Annotated in this window: 10 protein-coding genes, 1 tRNA gene and 1 rRNA gene; 2 read left to right on the forward strand and 10 right to left on the reverse strand. The window is 69.1% G+C overall.

Going from position 1 to position 18,032, the window contains the following annotated elements:
* Positions 1-17 precede the first annotated feature (17 nt).
* From ACWGIH_RS14060 to ACWGIH_RS14090, 7 genes are all read right to left on the reverse strand, one after another.
* A complete protein-coding gene (locus tag ACWGIH_RS14060; RefSeq protein WP_453443468.1) occupies positions 18-599 on the reverse strand; it encodes a CinA family protein in 582 nt (193 codons plus the stop codon).
* Positions 599-1,354, reverse strand: a complete 756-nt coding sequence (gene pgsA, locus ACWGIH_RS14065; protein WP_453443470.1) for a CDP-diacylglycerol--glycerol-3-phosphate 3-phosphatidyltransferase — start codon at positions 1,352-1,354, stop codon at positions 599-601. The genes ACWGIH_RS14060 and pgsA overlap by 1 nt, the downstream gene beginning before the upstream one ends.
* Positions 1,351-2,844 (reverse strand): 30S ribosomal protein S12 methylthiotransferase RimO, encoded by a 1,494-nt coding sequence (gene rimO, locus ACWGIH_RS14070; protein ID WP_453443472.1) that lies wholly within the window; start codon positions 2,842-2,844, stop codon positions 1,351-1,353. The genes pgsA and rimO overlap by 4 nt, the downstream gene beginning before the upstream one ends.
* Before the next feature lie 66 nt (positions 2,845-2,910).
* Entirely contained in the window at positions 2,911-3,798 is an 888-nt protein-coding gene (locus ACWGIH_RS14075) for a helix-turn-helix domain-containing protein (protein WP_453443473.1), read from the reverse strand.
* A gap of 188 nt (positions 3,799-3,986) precedes the next feature.
* Positions 3,987-6,764 (reverse strand): DNA translocase FtsK, encoded by a 2,778-nt coding sequence (locus ACWGIH_RS14080; protein ID WP_453443475.1) that lies wholly within the window; start codon positions 6,762-6,764, stop codon positions 3,987-3,989.
* A gap of 115 nt (positions 6,765-6,879) precedes the next feature.
* Positions 6,880-7,563 carry a response regulator gene (locus tag ACWGIH_RS14085; RefSeq protein ID WP_160507566.1) on the reverse strand — a complete coding sequence of 228 codons (684 nt, stop codon included), beginning with the start codon at positions 7,561-7,563 and terminating at the stop codon, positions 6,880-6,882.
* A gap of 244 nt (positions 7,564-7,807) precedes the next feature.
* Positions 7,808-13,324, reverse strand: a complete 5,517-nt coding sequence (locus ACWGIH_RS14090; protein ID WP_453443477.1) for a HAMP domain-containing protein — start codon at positions 13,322-13,324, stop codon at positions 7,808-7,810.
* Positions 13,325-13,597: 273 nt separating this feature from the next.
* Between ACWGIH_RS14090 and ACWGIH_RS14095 the strand changes: the two genes are divergently transcribed.
* The gene (locus ACWGIH_RS14095) at positions 13,598-16,261 is read left to right on the forward strand and encodes a SpoIIE family protein phosphatase (protein WP_453443479.1); all 2,664 of its coding nucleotides are present in this window, start codon (positions 13,598-13,600) and stop codon (positions 16,259-16,261) included.
* An 87-nt stretch (positions 16,262-16,348) separates the two neighbouring features.
* Here ACWGIH_RS14095 and ACWGIH_RS14100 read toward each other — a convergent pair.
* Positions 16,349-16,421, reverse strand: a tRNA-Thr gene (locus ACWGIH_RS14100).
* A gap of 439 nt (positions 16,422-16,860) precedes the next feature.
* On the opposite strand from ACWGIH_RS14100, the gene ACWGIH_RS14105 reads away from it, so the two are divergent.
* Positions 16,861-17,157: a hypothetical protein gene (locus ACWGIH_RS14105; protein ID WP_453443481.1), complete on the forward strand. Its 297-nt coding sequence runs from the start codon at positions 16,861-16,863 to the stop codon at positions 17,155-17,157.
* A 12-nt stretch (positions 17,158-17,169) separates the two neighbouring features.
* Here ACWGIH_RS14105 and ACWGIH_RS14110 read toward each other — a convergent pair whose 3' ends face one another.
* Together ACWGIH_RS14110 and rrf are read right to left on the reverse strand one after the other, a co-directional pair.
* The gene (locus ACWGIH_RS14110) at positions 17,170-17,832 is read right to left on the reverse strand and encodes a DegT/DnrJ/EryC1/StrS family aminotransferase (protein ID WP_453443482.1); all 663 of its coding nucleotides are present in this window, start codon (positions 17,830-17,832) and stop codon (positions 17,170-17,172) included.
* Between the two features lie 114 nt (positions 17,833-17,946).
* Positions 17,947-18,032: ribosomal RNA gene (rrf, locus tag ACWGIH_RS14115) — 5S ribosomal RNA — on the reverse strand; the annotation flags it as partial.

The following is an 18,032-nucleotide window of genomic DNA, read 5'->3' on the forward strand; positions in this document are numbered from 1 at the left end:
ACTCAGGGCTGCAAACATCAAGTCCCCCCGTTCTGTTCCGTATCCTGTGCCCGCCCGTTCCCGGCACGTTCGCCGGACAGCCGCTCGACCAGCAGCGTGAGCACGCTCCGTACACTCTCCATACGGATGTCCGAACGCCCACCGTTCAACCGCAGAGCGGCCACTTTCCCCTCAGAGCGAAGAGCGGAATCAGCGCCGCCGACGGCGCTCCCGGGCCCCGCGTCCAGGGAAACCGGACCCGCGACCGCCACGAAGACCGTCCCGACCGCCTGCCCGTCCTGCGGCTCCGGCCCCGCGACGCCCGTGGTCGCGATCCCCCAGTCCGCGCCCATGACCTTGCGCACACCCGCCGCCATCTGCAGCGCCACCTCGGCGTCCACGGCACCGCGCTCCGCCAACAGAGTGCCGTCGACGCCGAGCACCTCGTGCTTCAGCTCGGTCGCGTACGCCGTCACGGACCCCCGGAAGACCCGCGAGGCCCCCGGCACCGCCGTCACCTCGGCGGCCACGAGGCCCCCGGTGAGCGATTCGGCGACGGCGAGCGTCTCGCCACGCGCCTGAAGCAGCCGCAGCACCTGCGCGGCCGGACCGAGCGACATCACGGAGCCGACTCCCGGGTCCCTTCACCGGAAGTGGGGGCCGAAGCCTCGGCAGCCGCCGCTGCCGCCTCTGCCGCCGCGGCGGAGGCCAGCGACGCCGCCTGCGCTTCCGCGATGCCGTGGCGCCGCAGCAGGATCGCCTGCCGCACGTAGTCGAGGCCGGTCAGGACGGTCAGGACGACGGCGACCGCCATCACCCAGAACCGCAGCGTGGCGAGCGGGCCGGTCAGCGCCAGGACGTACATGCCCGCCGCCACGCCCTGCCAGAGGGTCTTCATCTTGCCGCCGCGACTGGCCGGGATGACGCCGAAGCGGATCACCCAGAAGCGCAGCAGCGTGATCCCGAGCTCACGCCCGAGAATGACGCCCGTCACCCACCACGGCAGATCACCGAGATACGAGAGACAGATCAGCGCGGCGCCCATGATCGCCTTGTCGGCGATGGGGTCGGCGATCTTCCCGAAGTCCGTGACCAGGTTGTACGTACGTGCGAGGTGCCCGTCGAACAGGTCCGTGATCATGGCGACGGCGAACGCCGCCCAGGCCCACGCACGCCAGGCGGGGTCGTACCCGCCGTCGGCGAGCAGGAGCATCACGAAGCCGGGCACGAGCAGCAGCCGGATCACCGTCAACAAGTTGGCGACGTTCCACACGCTGGCCTGATTGACGGCCGCAGCGCCCAACTTTCCGCCGCGCACCGGCTTGGCGCCCTGCGCGCCGGAGCCGCCCGCCGCGGATGCCGGGACTCCGGTCATCTGCGTGCCTCCTCGGCCGGGATCCGGGGCGAGTCCCCCAGAATTTCGCTGTACTCAGCCACCAGGTCCACGCCTTCCGTGCCGACCACCTTTGCCACGACCATACGACCGACCTGCAGGTCCTCCCCACCCGTGGCCCCCGCGAAGCGGATCTGGCCGTCCGTCTCGGGCGCCTGGTGAGCCGCCCGGCCGATCGCGCCGTCCTCCTCGTCCACGGACTCCACGAGCACCTCGACGGTCTCACCGAGACGGTCGTCGGCGCGCTGTGAGGTCAGTTCCTCGGCGAGCCGCGAGATACGCGCGAGCCGCTCGTCGACGACGTCCTGGTCCAGCTTGTGCTCGTACGTCGCCGCTTCGGTGCCCTCCTCGTCGGAGTACCCGAAGACGCCGATGGCGTCCAGCCGCGCACCCGTGAGGAACCGCTCGAGCTCGTCCACGTCGGCCTCGGACTCGCCGGGGAAGCCCACGATGAAGTTGGATCGCACGCCGGCCTGCGGCGCCTTCGTACGGATGGTGTCCAGAAGCTCCAGGAACCGGTCGGTGTCCCCGAAGCGCCGCATCGCCCGCAACACGCCGGGAGCGGAGTGCTGGAAGGACAGGTCGAAGTAGGGGGCGACCTTCTCCGTGGAGGTCAGTACGTCGATGAGCCCGGGGCGCATCTCGGCGGGCTGGAGGTAGCTGACGCGCACCCGCTCGATCCCGTCGACGGCGGCCAGCTCGGGCAGCAGCGTCTCCAGGAGACGAATGTCACCGAGGTCCTTGCCGTACGACGTGTTGTTCTCGGAGACGAGCATGACCTCCTTGACGCCCTGCTCGGCCAGCCAGCGCGTCTCGCCGAGCACGTCGGAGGGGCGCCGCGAGATGAAGGACCCGCGGAACGAGGGGATGGCGCAGAACGAGCAGCGCCGGTCGCAGCCGGAGGCCAGCTTCACCGAGGCGACGGGGTTGGTGCCGAGGCGCCGACGCAGCGGGGCACGCGGCCCCGAGGCGGGCGCGACGCCTTCGGGCAGGTCCATGGGCGCGTGGCCGGGCAGCGCCACGTCCGAGCCCGCCTCCTGCCGCTCCGCGGGGCTGATCGGAAGGAGCTTGCGCCGGTCACGCGGGGTGTGGGCCTCGACACTGCCGCCGCTCAGGATGGTGTTCAGGCGGGTGGAGATGTCGGAGTAGTCGTCGAAGCCGAGGACACCGTCGGCTTCGGGGAGGGCGTCGGCGAGCTCCTTGCCGTAGCGCTCGGCCATGCAGCCGACCGCGACCACGGCCTGGGTCTTGCCATGGCCCTTGAGGTCATTGGCTTCGAGAAGGGCGTCGACGGAGTCCTTCTTGGCGGCTTCGACGAACCCACAGGTGTTGACCACGGCGACATCCGCGTCTTCGGCGGCCTCGACGAGCTGCCAGCCGTCCGCCTCCAAGCGGCCTGCGAGCTCCTCCGAGTCCACCTCGTTACGGGCGCAGCCAAGAGTGACAAGGGCGACGGTACGGCGTTCGGGCATGCTCTCAAGACTACTTCGTCCCTGCCCGGGCCCCCGCCGCGAGGGTCCGGGCCGCCGTCACCGGGCTCAGCCGACCTCGGGGTCGCCCTTGGTGTACGTGAGCCGCTCGACCTGGCCGGGCTCGAATTCGTTGTCGATCGTCTTGCCGTTCACGAACAGATGGATCGCGCCCGCGTCGCCGAGGACCAGGTCGATCTTCTGCTTGTCCTGGAAGGTCTTCGACTTGCCCTGCTCCAGGACGCCGTCGAAGAGCGTCCGGCCGTTGTGATCCTTGGCCGAGATCCAGCTGCGGCCGTCGGCGGCGTTGACCTTGACCGTGACCTTGTCCTGGGGGGCGCCGGCGATCGCGCTGTCCGACGGGTCCGGCTTGGGGTCGGCGGGCTTGTTCGGCGCGGGCTTGGTGGCGGGCTTGCTGGTGGCCGGCGTGGCGCCCTCGGCGACCTGCGACTTCGATCCGTCCTCTTCGCTGCCGCCGTTGAACGCGGTGAAGCCGACGAAGCCGACGACGGCGACGATCGCGGCGACCATGGCCGCGGTCCAGTTGGGCCGACGCGGGTCGGACCTGATCCGCTCGGCCTCGAAGAGCGGCGCCGCGGGGGTGGGCGCCGGCGGGTGACCGCCGTGCGCCTCGTCGTACTGGGCCAGCAGGAGGGCGGGATCGACCCCTACGGCGCGTGCGAGGGTGCGGATGTGTCCGCGGGCGTACACATCTCCGCCACATCGGGAGAAGTCGTCCTGTTCGATCGCGTGCACGATCGGAATACGCACCCGAGTGGACGTACTGATCTCGTCGACGGTCAGGCCCGCGTCGATGCGTGCCTGCTGCAGCGTGCGCCCGATGGAGGGCCGGTCGTCAGCCGGGCTCTCGGCTGCCGGACGGTCTTCCTCGGGCAGGTCGTCAGTGGGTCGGTGGTCTGAAGGGCGGTCGTCTTCAGGGGAGTTGCCGATGGACACGGGGGCGCCTTTCGAGCGTGTAGCCACCTGCCGGATGTTCAGTCTAGGGGGGTTCGCGAAGGGTGGGGCAACTGGGCGACGGACTTTGTACGCCATCGGAATGGCGGGACATCCTGATGGCGGGGCATGGTGCTTTCCCTCCCCTCAACTTGACGTACGCCGAAGAGAAACGGTTGCCTTCCGCTCCCTTATGGGTGAGCCTCCCCGCGGATCACGGCCAGCACGCCATCCAGCTCATCGGGTTTCACAAGAACGTCACGAGCCTTTGAGCCTTCGCTGGGCCCCACGATGCCGCGCGACTCCATGAGGTCCATGAGCCGTCCGGCCTTCGCGAACCCGACGCGCAGCTTGCGCTGGAGCATCGACGTGGACCCGAACTGAGTGGAAACGACCAGCTCAGCGGCCTGGCAGAGCAGATCGAGGTCGTCGCCGATGTCCTCGTCGATCTCCTTCTTCTGCTTGGTGGAGACGGTGACGTCCTCACGGAAGACGGGCGCCATCTGGTCCTTGCAGTGCTGGACGACCGCGTGGATCTCGTCCTCGGTGACGAAAGCGCCCTGCATACGGGTGGGCTTGTTCGCGCCCATCGGCAGGAAGAGCCCGTCACCCTTGCCGATCAGCTTCTCGGCACCCGGCTGGTCGAGGATGACGCGGCTGTCGGCGAGCGACGAGGTCGCGAAGGCGAGCCGCGAGGGCACATTCGCCTTGATCAGACCGGTCACGACATCCACGGACGGCCGCTGCGTGGCGAGCACCAGATGGATGCCCGCCGCTCGGGCGAGCTGCGTGATGCGCACGATCGAGTCCTCGACGTCGCGCGGGGCGACCATCATCAGGTCGGCGAGCTCGTCGACGATCACTAGGAGGTACGGGTAGGGGCTGAGCTCTCGCTCACTGCCCTCGGGCGTCTTGAGCTTGCCCTCGCGGACGGCTTGGTTGAAGTCGTCGATGTGCCGGTAGCCGAAGGCCGCCAGGTCGTCGTAGCGCAGGTCCATCTCGCGTACGACCCACTGGAGCGCCTCGGCGGCCCGCTTGGGGTTGGTGATGATCGGCGTGATCAGGTGCGGGATGCCCTCGTACGCGGTGAGCTCGACGCGCTTGGGGTCGACGAGGACCATCCGTACGTCCTCGGGGGTCGCCCGCATCATGATCGACGTGATCAGACAGTTGATGCACGAGGACTTACCGGAGCCGGTGGCTCCGGCGACCAGGATGTGCGGCATCTTCGCCATATTGGCCATGACGTAGCCGCCCTCGACGTCCTTGCCGAGCGCCACCAGCATGGGGTGGTCGTCCTCGGCCGCGTCCGCCAGACGCAGCACGTCGCCCACGTTGACCATCTCGCGGTCGGTGTTCGGGATCTCGATGCCGACCGCGGACTTGCCGGGGATGGGGCTGATGATGCGGACGTCGGGGCTGGCGACCGCGTACGCGATGTTCTTGGCAAGCGCCGTGATCTTCTCGACCTTCACGGCCGGGCCGAGCTCGATCTCGTACCGCGTGACAGTGGGGCCGCGCGTGAATCCGGTGACGTCCGCGTCCACCTTGAACTCGCTGAAGACATTGCTGAGCGAGGCGACGACCGCGTCGTTCGCGGCGCTGCGGGTCTTGCCGGGGCCGCCGCGCTCCAGCAGGTCGAGCGCGGGCAGCGAGTACGTGATGTCGCCGGCCAGCTGCAGCTGCTCGGCCCGCGGCGGCAGGTCCCGCTGCCTCTCCGGGGCGGACTTGGTCAGGTCCGGCACCCCGGAGTCGTCGGACTCGCCGGGCTTCTTCCGCCGCACGCCGGGCGGCGGACTGTCCGTGGCGCGCGCGGTCGGCACCGGCGCGGAGCTCTCCGCGGGCTTCTCGGGCGGCTCGGGCTTCTCGTCGCGCTCCCCGGAGACGCCCTGCGTCAGGTCGGCGACCAGCGGCGAGGGCGGCATGCCGTGCAGGACGGCCCCGTCCAGCGCGGCGGCCGCGGCGGCCGCGACATCCACCGCGTCCATCGGACGGTCCAGAGAGGGCTGTGCGGACGCCCTGCGGGGCCGGCGGCGCCGGGTGAGCGCCTCCTCCTCCGCCTGGTCCGGGGAGTACGCCTCAGGGGCCTCGGCGCGCCTGCGTGAGCGAGCGGGCAGCGCCTCGCGCCACTGCTCCTCGTAGCGCTCGTCGTCCTCGTAGTCACCTTGCACCGCTTCGGGTTCCGGCTGGACGACGCCGAGCTTGACGCCGAGCAGTCGCAGCCGCTGCGGGATGGCGTTGACGGGCGTCGCCGTGACCACGAGCAGCCCGAAGACGGTGAGCAGCACGAGCAGCGGTACGGCGAGGACCTCGCCCATGGTGAAGATCAGCGGGGTCGACATGGCCCAGCCGATGAGTCCGCCGGCGTCCCTTATGGCCGCCATGCCGTCCGCGCGGGCGGGCGAACCACAGGCGATGTGCACCTGTCCGAGCACGCCGATCACGAGAGCGGAGAGGCCGATTACGATGCGGCCGTTCGCCTCGGGCTTCTCGGGGTGCCGGATGAGGCGTACGCCGATGACCGCGAGCAGTATCGGAAGGAGCAGGTCGAGGCGGCCGAACGCGCCGGTCACCAGCATCTCGACGAGGTCCCCGACGGGACCGCGCAGATTCGACCAGGTCCCCGCGGCGACGATCAGCGCGATGCCGAGCAGCAGCAGTGCGACGCCGTCCTTGCGGTGCGCCGGATCGAGGCCCTTCGCGCCGCGCCCTATGCCGCGGAACAGCGCGCCCACGCTGTGCGCGAGACCGAGCCACAGGGCGCGCGCGAGGCGGTACACGCCGCCCGTGGGGCTGGGCGCCGGCTTGGGCACGGGCTTCTTCGCCACGGCTTTTCTGGCGGGCGCCTTCTTCGCCGGAGCCTTCTTGGCGGGCGGCTTCTTGGCGACGGCCTTCTTCGCCGGAGCCTTTGTGGGCGCGGCCGCCTTCTTCGCGGGCGTCTTCTTGGCTGCGGACGGACGTGAGGCCATGGGTCTGAGGTTACCGGTGCAGGCCACTGCGGACACGTGTGCCTACTGCTTCACCCGTTTGTGTCGCCCTTGCGGCGGCGGTGAACTGACGGATGTTCACCGCCTCCGCGTCGGATCAACTCTGCGACGACACCGAAGGCGCACCGCTTCCGGTGCCCGGCTCCAGGGCGTCAAGAGCCCGCCGAAGGCCGGTGAGTTTGCGTTCGAGATGGGCCGCGGTGGCGACCGCTGCGGCATCCGCCGAGTCGTCGTCGAGCTGCTTCGAGAGCGCCTCGGCCTGTTCCTCGACGGCCGCCAGGCGCGCGGAAAGCTCGGCGAGCAGCCCCGCGGGCTCCTTCGCGTCACCCGCCGCGGACTTGCCGCCGCCTTCCAGCTGGAGCCGCAGCAGGGCTGCCTGCTCCCGCAGTTGGCAGTTCTTCATGTACAGCTCGACGAACACCGAGACCTTCGCGCGCAGCACCCACGGATCGAACGGCTTGGAGATGTAGTCCACCGCACCGGCCGCGTACCCGCGGAACGTGTGGTGCGGGCCGTGGTTGATGGCGGTGAGGAAGATGATCGGGATGTCCCGGGTCCGTTCTCGCCGCTTGATGTGCGCGGCGGTTTCGAAACCGTCCATGCCTGGCATCTGGACGTCCAGCAGAATGACCGCGAAGTCGTCCGTGAGTAGTGCTTTGAGCGCTTCCTCCCCGGACGATGCCCGTACCAGGGTCTGATCGAGCGCAGAGAGGATGGCCTCCAGCGCCAGCAGATTCTCCGGCCGGTCATCGACCAGGAGGATCTTGGCCTTCTGCACCATGGCCCGCCCTCCTCGCCCCGGCGGTACACCGGGCGCCGCCCCAGGGGACGACTCCCTTACGCCGTCCGTCCTTGTGCCGGTCATCGTAGCCGCACCCCGCCTGTCGCCACACCCTGTCACCGCGATGTCACTGTGCACGTAGCAGAAACGCAGTGGGAGACCAGAAGGTTCCCCGAATACCGCGCTTCTACACGGCCTCGGACACACTCTGTCAGCAACTCCGCGTAATGAAGCCTCTTCTCGGTCACTCCCCGCGCATCCACTGCTCCATCACCGAGAGCAGATGATCCGGGTCGACCGGCTTCGTAACGTAATCGGACGCCCCGGAGTCGATGGCCTTCTCCCGGTCGCCCTTCATCGCCTTCGCGGTGAGCGCGATGATCGGCAGCCCGGCGAACTGCGGCATCCTGCGGATCGCCGTCGTCGTCGCGTACCCGTCCATCTCCGGCATCATGATGTCCATCAGGACGACCGTCACGTCGTCGTGCTGTTCCAGGACCTCGATGCCCTCACGGCCGTTCTCCGCGTACAGCACGGACAGCCCGTGCTGCTCCAGGACGCTGGTGAGCGCGAACACGTTGCGGATGTCGTCGTCGACGATGAGCACCTTCTCGCCGCCGAACTGGTGGCCCGGCCGCGCCTCGGCCGCCTCCTGCTGCCCCGCGGTCGGCCACTGCTCCTGCGAGCGCTGCTCCTGCTGCTCGGCGACACCCTGCCCCGGCAGCACCGGCGGCTGCTCCGAAGAGGCGTGCGCGGCACGACGCCGGCGCCTGAAGAGCGTGCCGGAATCCGGCACCGCGTCCAGCCGCGGCGGTGTGACACTCTCGCTCGGCGCGGGCTGCTCGGCCGTGGACGCGCCCTCCTCCAGGGCGGGCCTCGCGACCGTGCCCGGCAGGGGTGACAGCTGCGAGTAACCCTGGGGCGGCAGTTCGCTCGGGTGCAGCGGCAAATAGAGCGTGAACGTCGAGCCGCGGCCCGGTTCGCTCGCCGCGTGGATCTCGCCGCCGAGGAGGCGCGCGATCTCCCGGCTGATGGAGAGCCCGAGGCCCGTGCCGCCGTACTTCCTGCTCGTCGTCCCGTCGGCCTGCTTGAACGCCTCGAAGATCACCCGCATCTTGCTGCCCGCGATACCGATGCCGGTGTCGCTCACCGAGAACGCGATCAGATCCGCGTCCGCGTCGCGCAGCGAACCCGCCTCCAGGAGCTGTTCGCGGATGGCGTTGGGCACATCGGCGTTCGCGTGCCGGATCACCAGCTCGACCGCTCCGGAGTCGGTGAACTTCACCGCGTTGGACAGGAGGTTGCGCAGCACCTGGAGGAGGCGCTGCTCGTCCGTGTGCAACGTGGCGGGCAGCTCCGGAGAGACCCGTACGGAGAAGTCGAGCCCCTTCTCCGCGGTCAGCGGTCGGAAGGTGGCCTCTACGTAGTCCACGAGTTGCACCAGGGCGATGCGGGTCGGGGAGACGTCCATCTTGCCCGCCTCGACCTTCGACAGGTCGAGGATGTCGTTGATGAGCTGCAGCAGGTCCGAGCCCGCGCCGTGGATCGTCTCGGCGAATTCCACCTGCTTGGGGGTGAGGTTCGCGTCGGCGTTGTCGGCGAGCAACTTGGCCAGAATCAGCAGGGAGTTGAGCGGCGTACGCAGCTCGTGCGACATGTTCGCGAGGAACTCGGACTTGTACCGCATGGAGACCGCGAGCTGTTCGGCGCGCTCCTCGAGGACCTGCCTGGCCTCTTCGATCTCGGTGTTCTTGACCTCGATGTCGCGGTTCTGCTGGGCGAGCAGCTCGGCCTTCTCCTCCAGTTCGGCGTTGGAGTCCTGCAGGGCCTTCTGCCGGTTCTCCAACTCCGCCGAGCGCTCGCGCAGTTGCTCGGTGAGCTCCTGCGACTGCTTGAGCAGTACCTCGGTCTTCGTGTTGACGCTGATCGTGTTGACGCTCGTCGCGATCATCTCGGCGATCTGGCTGAGGAAGTCCTTCTGGATCTGCGTGAACGGCTGGAAGGCCGCCAGCTCGATCACGCCGAGAACGGTCCCCTCGAAGAGCACCGGAAGGACGATCACCTGTGCGGGCGGCGCCTCACCGAGCCCGGACGCGATCCGCAGATAGCCGGACGGCGCGTTCTCCACGAGGATCGTGCGCCGCTCCTGCGCCGCCGTACCGATCAGTGTCTCGCCGGGCCGGAAGGACGTCGGCATGGAGCCCATGGAGTAGCCGTAGCTGCCCATCATGCGCAGCTCGTACGCGTCGCCCTGCTCGGCGCCCGGCTCCGGGGCGTCCTCCGTGGGCAGCGCCAGGAAGAACGCGCCGTGCTGCGCGGAGACCACCGGCGTCAGCTCGCTCATGATCAGCGAGGCGACGTCCGCCAGGTCCCGGCGGCCCTGCATCAGACCGGAGATACGGGCGAGGTTGCCCTTGAGCCAGTCCTGTTCCTTGTTGGCGAGGGTGGTGTCGCGGAGGTTGGCGATCATCGAGTTGATGTTGTCCTGGAGGACCTGGATCTCGCCCGCGGCGTCCACGTCGATCTTCAGGTTCAGGTCGCCGCGCGTCACCGCGGTGGCGACCTCGGCGATGGCACGCACCTGACGCGTCAGGTTTCCGGCCATCTCGTTCACGGACTCGGTGAGGTCACGCCACGTGCCGTCGACGTCCCGCACCCGCGCCTGACCGCCCAACTGGCCTTCCGTGCCCACCTCGCGGGCCACGCGCGTGACCTGCTCGGCGAAGGACGACAGCTGGTCGACCATGGTGTTGATGGTGGTCTTGAGTTCGAGGATCTCGCCCCGGGCGTCGATGTCGATCTTCTTGGTCAGGTCGCCCTTGGCGATCGCGGTGGTGACCATCGCGATGTTGCGGACCTGGCCGGTGAGGTTGGAGGCCATGCCGTTCACGGACTCCGTCAGGTCCTTCCACGTGCCCGACACTCCGGGCACCCGGGCCTGACCGCCGAGGATGCCGTCGGTGCCCACCTCGCGGGCCACCCGGGTCACCTCGTCCGCGAACGAACTCAGCGTCTTCACCATCGTGTTGACGGTGTCGGCGAGCTGCGCGACCTCGCCACGCGCCTCGACGGTGACCTTCTTCGTCAGGTCTCCGTTGGCGACCGCCGCGGCGACCTGGGAGATGTTGCGCACCTGACCGGTCAGGTTGTTCGCCATCAGGTTGACGTTGTCGCTGAGGTCCTTCCAGGTGCCGGTGACGCCCGGCACCCGCGCCTGACCACCCAGGTTGCCCTCGGTGCCCACCTCACGGGCCACGCGGTTCACCTGCTCGGCGAAGTTGGACAGCTGGTCGACCATCGTGTTCACGGTGGTGACGAGCTCGAGGATCTCGCCCTTCGCGTCGACGGTGATCTTCTTGGAGAGGTCACCCATGGCGACCGCCGTGGTGACCTCGGCGATGTTGCGGACCTGAAGGGTCAGGTTGTTCGCCATGCCGTTCACGGACTGCGTGAGGTCCTTCCAGGTGCCGGAGACACCCTGCACCTCGGCCTGGCCGCCCAGGATGCCGTCGGTGCCCACCTCACGGGCCACCCGCGTCACCTGCTCGGCGAACGCGGAGAGCTGGTCCACCATCGTGTTGAGGGTGTTCTTCAGCTCCAGGATCTCGCCGCGCGCGTCCACGTCGATCTTCTGCGACAGGTCACCGCGGGCCACCGCGGTCGCCACCTGCGCGATGTTGCGCACCTGCGCGGTGAGGTTGCCGGCCATGCCGTTCACGGAGTCGGTCAGGTCGCGCCACACACCGGCCACGCCGGGCACCTGCGCCTGCCCGCCGAGGCGGCCCTCCGTACCCACCTCGCGGGCCACCCGGGTCACCTGGTCGGCGAAGGCGGAGAGCTGGTCGACCATCGTGTTGATGGTGTTCTTCAGCTCCAGGATCTCGCCGCGGGCGTCCACGTCGATCTTCTGGGAGAGGTCGCCGCGGGCCACCGCGGTGGTGACCTGGGCGATCTGACGTACCTGCGACGTCAGGTTCCCCGCCATGAAGTTGACGGAGTCGGTGAGTTCCTTCCAGGTGCCGCTGACACCGTCCACGCGGGCCTGGCCGCCGAGGCGGCCCTCCGTACCCACATCGCGTGCCATCCGCGTGACCTGATCGGCGAAGGACGACAGCTGGTCCACCATCGTGTTGACGGTGTTCTTCAGTTGAAGCATCTCGCCGGAGACGTCGACCGTGACCTTCTGCGACAGGTCGCCGTTCGCGACCGCCGTCGTGACCTGCGCGATGTTGCGGACCTGGCCCGTGAGGTTACGGAAGGCGGTGTTGACCGAGTCCGTCAGGTCCTTCCACGTGCCGGCCGCGCCCTGCACCTGCGCCTGGCCGCCCAGCTCACCCTCGACACCGATCTCGCGCGCCACGCGCGTCACTTCGGCACCGAAGGCGGAGAGCTGGTCCACCATCGTGTTCACGGTGTTCTTCAGTTCGAGCATCTCGCCCGCGACATCGACCGTGACCTTCTGCGAGAGATCACCGTTGGCGACCGCCGTCGTCACCGTCGCGATGTCCCGCACCTGCGTGGTGAGGTTCCGGAAGACCGTGTTCACCGAGTCGGTGAGGTCCTTCCACGTCCCCGCCGCGCCGGGCACGTTCGCCTGACCGCCCAGCTGCCCCTCGGCGCCGACCTCGTTCGCGACGCGGGTGACCTCGTCCGCGAACGTACGCAGCGTCTCGGTCATCTGGTTGATGGTCTCGGCGAGTTGGGCGACCTCGCCGCGTGCGCTCACCGTCACCTTCTGGGACAGATCGCCGTTCGCGACGGCCGTCGTGACCTGGGCGATCCCACGCACCTGGGCGGTGAGATTGCCGGCCATAAGATTCACCGAATCGGTGAGGTCCTTCCACACACCCGCCACACCCGGGACCTGCGCCTGGCCACCGAGCTCGCCTTCCGTGCCCACCTCGCGCGCGACGCGGGTCACCTCGGAGGAGAAGGACGAGAGCTGGTCCACCATCGTGTTGACGGTGTTCTTCAGCTCGAGCATCTCGCCGGCGACGTGAACCGTCACCTTCCGCGACAAGTCGCCCTTGGCGACCGCCGTCGTGACGAGAGCAATGTCACGCACCTGCGCGGTGAGCCGGTACGCCATGGTGTTCACCGAATCCGTGAGATCCTTCCACGAACCGGACATACCGCGTACCCGCGCCTGACCGCCCAGCTTGCCCTCGGTACCCACCTCGCTGGCCACTCGCGTGACCTCGTCGGTGAACGTCGAGAGCTGGTCGACGAGGTTGTTGACCGTACGGCCGACCTTCAGGAACTCCCCGCGCAGTGGGTGACCGCTCCCCTCGTCGGCCTGCGCCCGCAGCTCCATCCGCTGCTCCAGGTCGCCCTCGGCGACCGCGGAGAGCACCCGCCCGACCTCGGACACGGGGCGCACGAGGTCATCGACCAGCGCGTTCGACGCGTCGATCGCCGCCGCCCACGAGCCCTCGCTCGCGCCGGTCTCCAGGCGCTCCGTGAGTTTGCCCTCACGTCCGACCATCCGCCGGACCCGGGAAATCTCACCGGTCAGGTGCAGATTGCGGTCGGCCACCTCGTTGAAGACGGCAGCGATCTCCGACATGACGTCGTCACCGGACACGGTGAGCCGCTTGCGGAAGTTTCCGTCCCGCATGGCCGCAAGCGCCGCGAGCAACCTGTTCAGGGCCGCCGTGTCCACTGACGTGGTCGCCCCGTGGCGCGGTTTGCGCTGTTTGCTCTGGGACTGTCCGTCTTTCGCACGCGTTTTAGTGCCCCGCGTCGCTGCGCCAGACTCCACTGTGTCCCTCCCGCAAGGGTCGACCGTACTGCTCGGGTTACCTGGGCTCTCTCCAAGAAGCTTGCCCAGTGTTTCACCATGGCTGAACCAGGCCATAACAGTTCGGCAGCTTCGCACACCGTCCGCACACCCTCCGGGCGGAAACACTGACGACCGGCATCAGCATGGACGGCGAAGGTAAGTAACCTGGCATCCGGCTGTCCAACCACCCCGGTCCTGCCCGGCCTGGGCGGTGGCACACGTACAAGCGGGCATCGGAGGGGCGGCCGCACCATGGTGGGAGACTTGGGCGTCGATACTCGTACGAGGAGTTCTGTGATCACCGCGCGCGCGGCTGCGACTTTCGACCCCGTCGGGCGTTCCGTCGCGACGGCCCGCTCCTTTGTCCGCGACACCCTCCAGGGCTGGGGGTTCACGGACATCGTCGACGACGCCGTCGTCCTCACCAGCGAGCTCGTCACCAATGCCGTGGTGCACGCCGGAACCGCCGCCGACGTCCTCTGCCTGCGCAGCGAGGACGCCGTACGCATCGAGGTGTCCGACCACTATCCGGAACGCGAGATCCCGCTCCAGCAGGCCGCCGTGAACATGGGCAACCCGGACCGCGAGGGCGGCCGCGGCCTCCAGCTGTGCGCGGCGCTCGCCACCCGCTGGGGCGTCGACTACACCCCCACGCAGAAGCAGGTCTGGTTCCAACTCGACCTCCCCGACCGCTCGGTGGGCACCCGCGCCGCCGGCCCCGCCCTCCCCGCCGAGCTGCTCCCGCTCACCGACGGCAGAGTCCGCGTGGCCGTCGTCCAGATCGACCGCGTGGGCGCGATCTCCGCCTGGAACGAAGACGCCGAAGAACTCTTCGGGTACGTCGCCGAACAGGTCACCGGCAAACCGCTCACCGACTTCGCCGCCTGGCCGCACACCCCGGGCACCAGCACCGGCATCGTCGAAGCGCTCCAACTCTCCCGCTGGGAGGGGAGTTACGGCATCCGCGGCTCCGACGGCCGCGTGACCCCCGTCTACGCCTCGCACCTGCGGGTGCGCGACGCCGACGGCGAACCCTCCACGGTCTGCCTGCTCGTGCGCGACGACGAGCGCGCCGTCCTGCAGACCCCGCTGCGCGGCCCCGCTCCCGAGCCAGGGGCGCTCACCGAGTCGCACACCGCCGACCCCTTCGAGGTCTTCATCGGCTCCCCCGCGCCGGACGACCTCGACGGTCTGCTCCAGCGCACGGTCGAACGCGCACGCGACATGCTCGACGGCGACGCCGCCTTCCTGCTCCTCGCCACGGACGACGAGACGGAGCTGGAGGTACGCGCCTCCACAGGCCTTCCCTCGGCCCGCCAGCGCTTCGCGCGCGTCCCCGTGGAGGCCGGCCCCGGTCGCTACGGCTCCGCCCGCATGCCGGCCGTCCACGAGGACCTCACGGTCGTCCCCGGCGCCGTACCGCTCCTCAGCGGCACGGGCATGCGCTCGGTGGTCACGGTCCCGCTGAAGGTCGAAGGCCGCCTCACGGGCTCCCTGGGCGTCGCCGCCGAGGCCCCCGACCGGTACTCCAACGAGGAAGCCCTGCGCCTCCAGTTCGCGGCCGACCGCATCGCCCTCGCCGTCGAGTCCGCGCGCCTCGGCGAGCTGGAGCGCCTGCGCCGCGGCTCGCTGTCCTTCCTCGTCGAGGCGTCGGACCTCCTCGCCGGCACCCTGGACCGCGACCAGACTCTGGCGCTCATGGCCCAGATGACGGTCCCGACGCTCGCCACCTGGTGCGCGGTCTACACGATCGCCGACCAGTCGTCCGAGCCCTATCTCTCGTACGTCCTCCATGAGGACGAGGAGCGCATCGACGGCCTGAAGGCGCTCCTCTCCAAGATCGCCCCTCCCGACCCCGTGCCGACCCCCGGAGCCCGCGTCTGGGCCGCTCCCTCGGAGGCCGCCCACCAGGCCGCCCTGCGCACTTCCATGCGCAGCCTGGGCCTCGGCGAGCCCATGAGCCTGGGCTCGGGCATCGGCACGACGCTCTCCACTGCGTCGGCGGTGGGCGGCGAGACGGTCGTCCTGCCCCTGGTCGCCCGTAACCGCGTCATCGGCATGCTGACTCTGGGCAAGCCCTCCGACGAACACTTCCGCCAAGAGATCCTGGAACTGGCCGAAGATCTCTCCCGCCGAGCAGCCCTCGCCCTGGACAACGCCCGCCTGTACTCGGAGCGCATGGCCATCAGCCAGTCCCTCCAGCGCAGCTTGCTGCCGCCGGGACTGCCGCAGATCCCCGGCGTCGAGGTCGACGTCATCTACCGCGCGGCCGGCGAGGGGAACGAGGTCGGCGGCGACTTCTACGACCTCTTCCCCATCCGCGACGGCGCGTACGGCTTCGCGATCGGCGACGTCTGCGGCACGGGCCCGGAGGCCGCCGCGGTCACCGGCCTGGCCCGCCACGCCCTGCGCCTCCTCGCCCGCGAGGGCTTCGGTGGCCCCGCGGTCCTGGAGCGCCTGAACGCCGCGATCCTCGACGAGGGCGCACGCAGCCGCTTCCTCACCCTCCTCTACGGGGAGTTGTGGCCGCAGGAGGACGGCTCGGCCGTCCTGAAGATCGTCTGCGCCGGCCACCCCCTCCCGCTCCGCCTGCGCCAGGACGGAACGGTCGAGCCGTACGCGGAGCCGCAACCGCTCCTCGGCGTCATGGACGACCTGGAGCTCTACGAGCAGACGGTGACCCTCGACCCGGGCGACGTCCTGCTCTGCGTGACGGACGGAGTCACCGAGCGCCGCGAAGGCACCCGCATGCTCGGCGACGACGGCCTCGCAGACGTGCTCACCACGTGCACGGGCCTCACCGCGGGCGCGGTCGCGGCCCGCATCATGCGCGCGGTCGAGCGGTTCGCGACGGACGCCCCGTCGGACGACATGGCGATCCTGGCGATGCGCGTCCCGGACATCCAGAAGGACTGACGATCTCGCGCCGGGGGGCCTTGGGCCCCCCGGGATACAAAAAAGTCCCCGCCCAACTGGGCGGGGACTTTCCCGTCTTGCTCGCTGAGCCCCCATGCGGAATCGAACCGCAGACCTTCTCCTTACCATGGAGACGCTCTACCGACTGAGCTATAGGGGCCTGTTGCGCTTCGCGGTTTCCCGCTTGGCAACGGAATAGATCATACCTGAAATCGAAGGTGCCTCGAACCGGCCGTTCCTCTGGACCGCCCGCACCGCCACTGCCACTCTGCGGCCATGCCGACCCGACGTGGTACATCCATGCGGAACTCCTTACCCATGGCGCTGGCCGCCCTGCTCCTGCCGATCGCAGCCTGCGGGTCCGACGACGGACCAGAAGCCCTCCAAGCAGCCGCCGGCAGCGGAGACCCCGCGCCCGGGCGATCAGAAGGTCACGCTCACCTGGAAAGGCAAGAAGCGTATCTACACGGTCCACGCCCCACCCGGCTACACCCGCTCGGAAAAACTCCCGCTGGTCATCGCCATGCACCCCTATCCGTCCGACGGCGCGGCCGCGGCCACGATCAGCGGCCTCGTACATGCCGAGAACCCCTGTCTCCGTGATCACTTTCATCGGCGGCCTCGACGAGCACTACACCGGGATGGACGAAGGCATCACGGCCTGGCAGAAGCGCCTGTCCTGCAAGACGAGCCAACCCGAGAAACTCAAGAAGAAAATCAAAAGGACAACAGCCAAGTGTCGCGACGGCTCGGAAGTGGTCGTTTACCGGCTGCCCGACATGGGCCACTCCTGGCCGGGCGGCGCGGGCGGCAGCATGTCCGACCCCACCGCGGGGCTCGACGCGACAGACCTGATGTGGGAGTTCTTCAAGTCCCACACCAAGGAGGCGCCTTAGCGAACGCGCCTCTCAGAATGCCGGCTGGAGAAGCCCGCCGAGCGCGTTGCAGGCGGACACCACACGCTGCAGCTCACGCCGCGACATCGACGCGTCGACCGGCAGCGCCAGGGTGTCGTCCGCGGCACGCTCGGTCTCCGGCAGATAGACGTCCCGCCAGAACTTGGGCGTGCGGTGAGCGGGCGTCTTCACGGGCACCCGGCAGTCAATTCCCTTGGCCCGCACGGCACGCGCGAACGCGTCCCGGTCCGGCCGCCCGTTTCCGGGCACCCGCACGACGTACTGCTGATAGCTGTGCCCCTCGACGCCGTCCGGCGTGATCACACCGCCGAGGCGGCCACTGAGGTAGGCCGCATGAGCCCGCCGCTGCGCACGCTCGTCGTACGGTGCGTCCGACTCTCCCTGCTCCAGTACGAGAATGCCGTGCCGCGTCCCGATGTCCCGGAGCCGCCTGACGTCAGCCGGGTGCCCGAAGCGGTGCACGACGGCCACAGCGGCCGTACGGGAGGTCACGGCGGCGGCCACCGCATCTGGATCGAGGCAGTAGGTCGCCCGATCTATGTCCGCGAATACGGGCACGGCGCCTGCCAGGACCACGGCTTCGGCGATCTCGACGTTTCCGTACGCCGGCACGATGACCTCGTCACCGGCACCGACGCCTGCGGCTCGCAACATGCCAACTGTCCTCATGACTCAGATGCTGGCTGCGGAACGTGAACGGCAAGTGTCGCAAAACAAAAAAGAGCTGGTCCCTGAACCGAAGTTCAGGGACCAGCTCTATTAATAATAGTTCGGCGGCGTCCTACTCTCCCACAGGGTCCCCCCTGCAGTACCATCGGCGCTGTGAGGCTTAGCTTCCGGGTTCGGAATGTAAC

This window comes from Streptomyces sp. NPDC054872, from assembly GCF_053610705.1.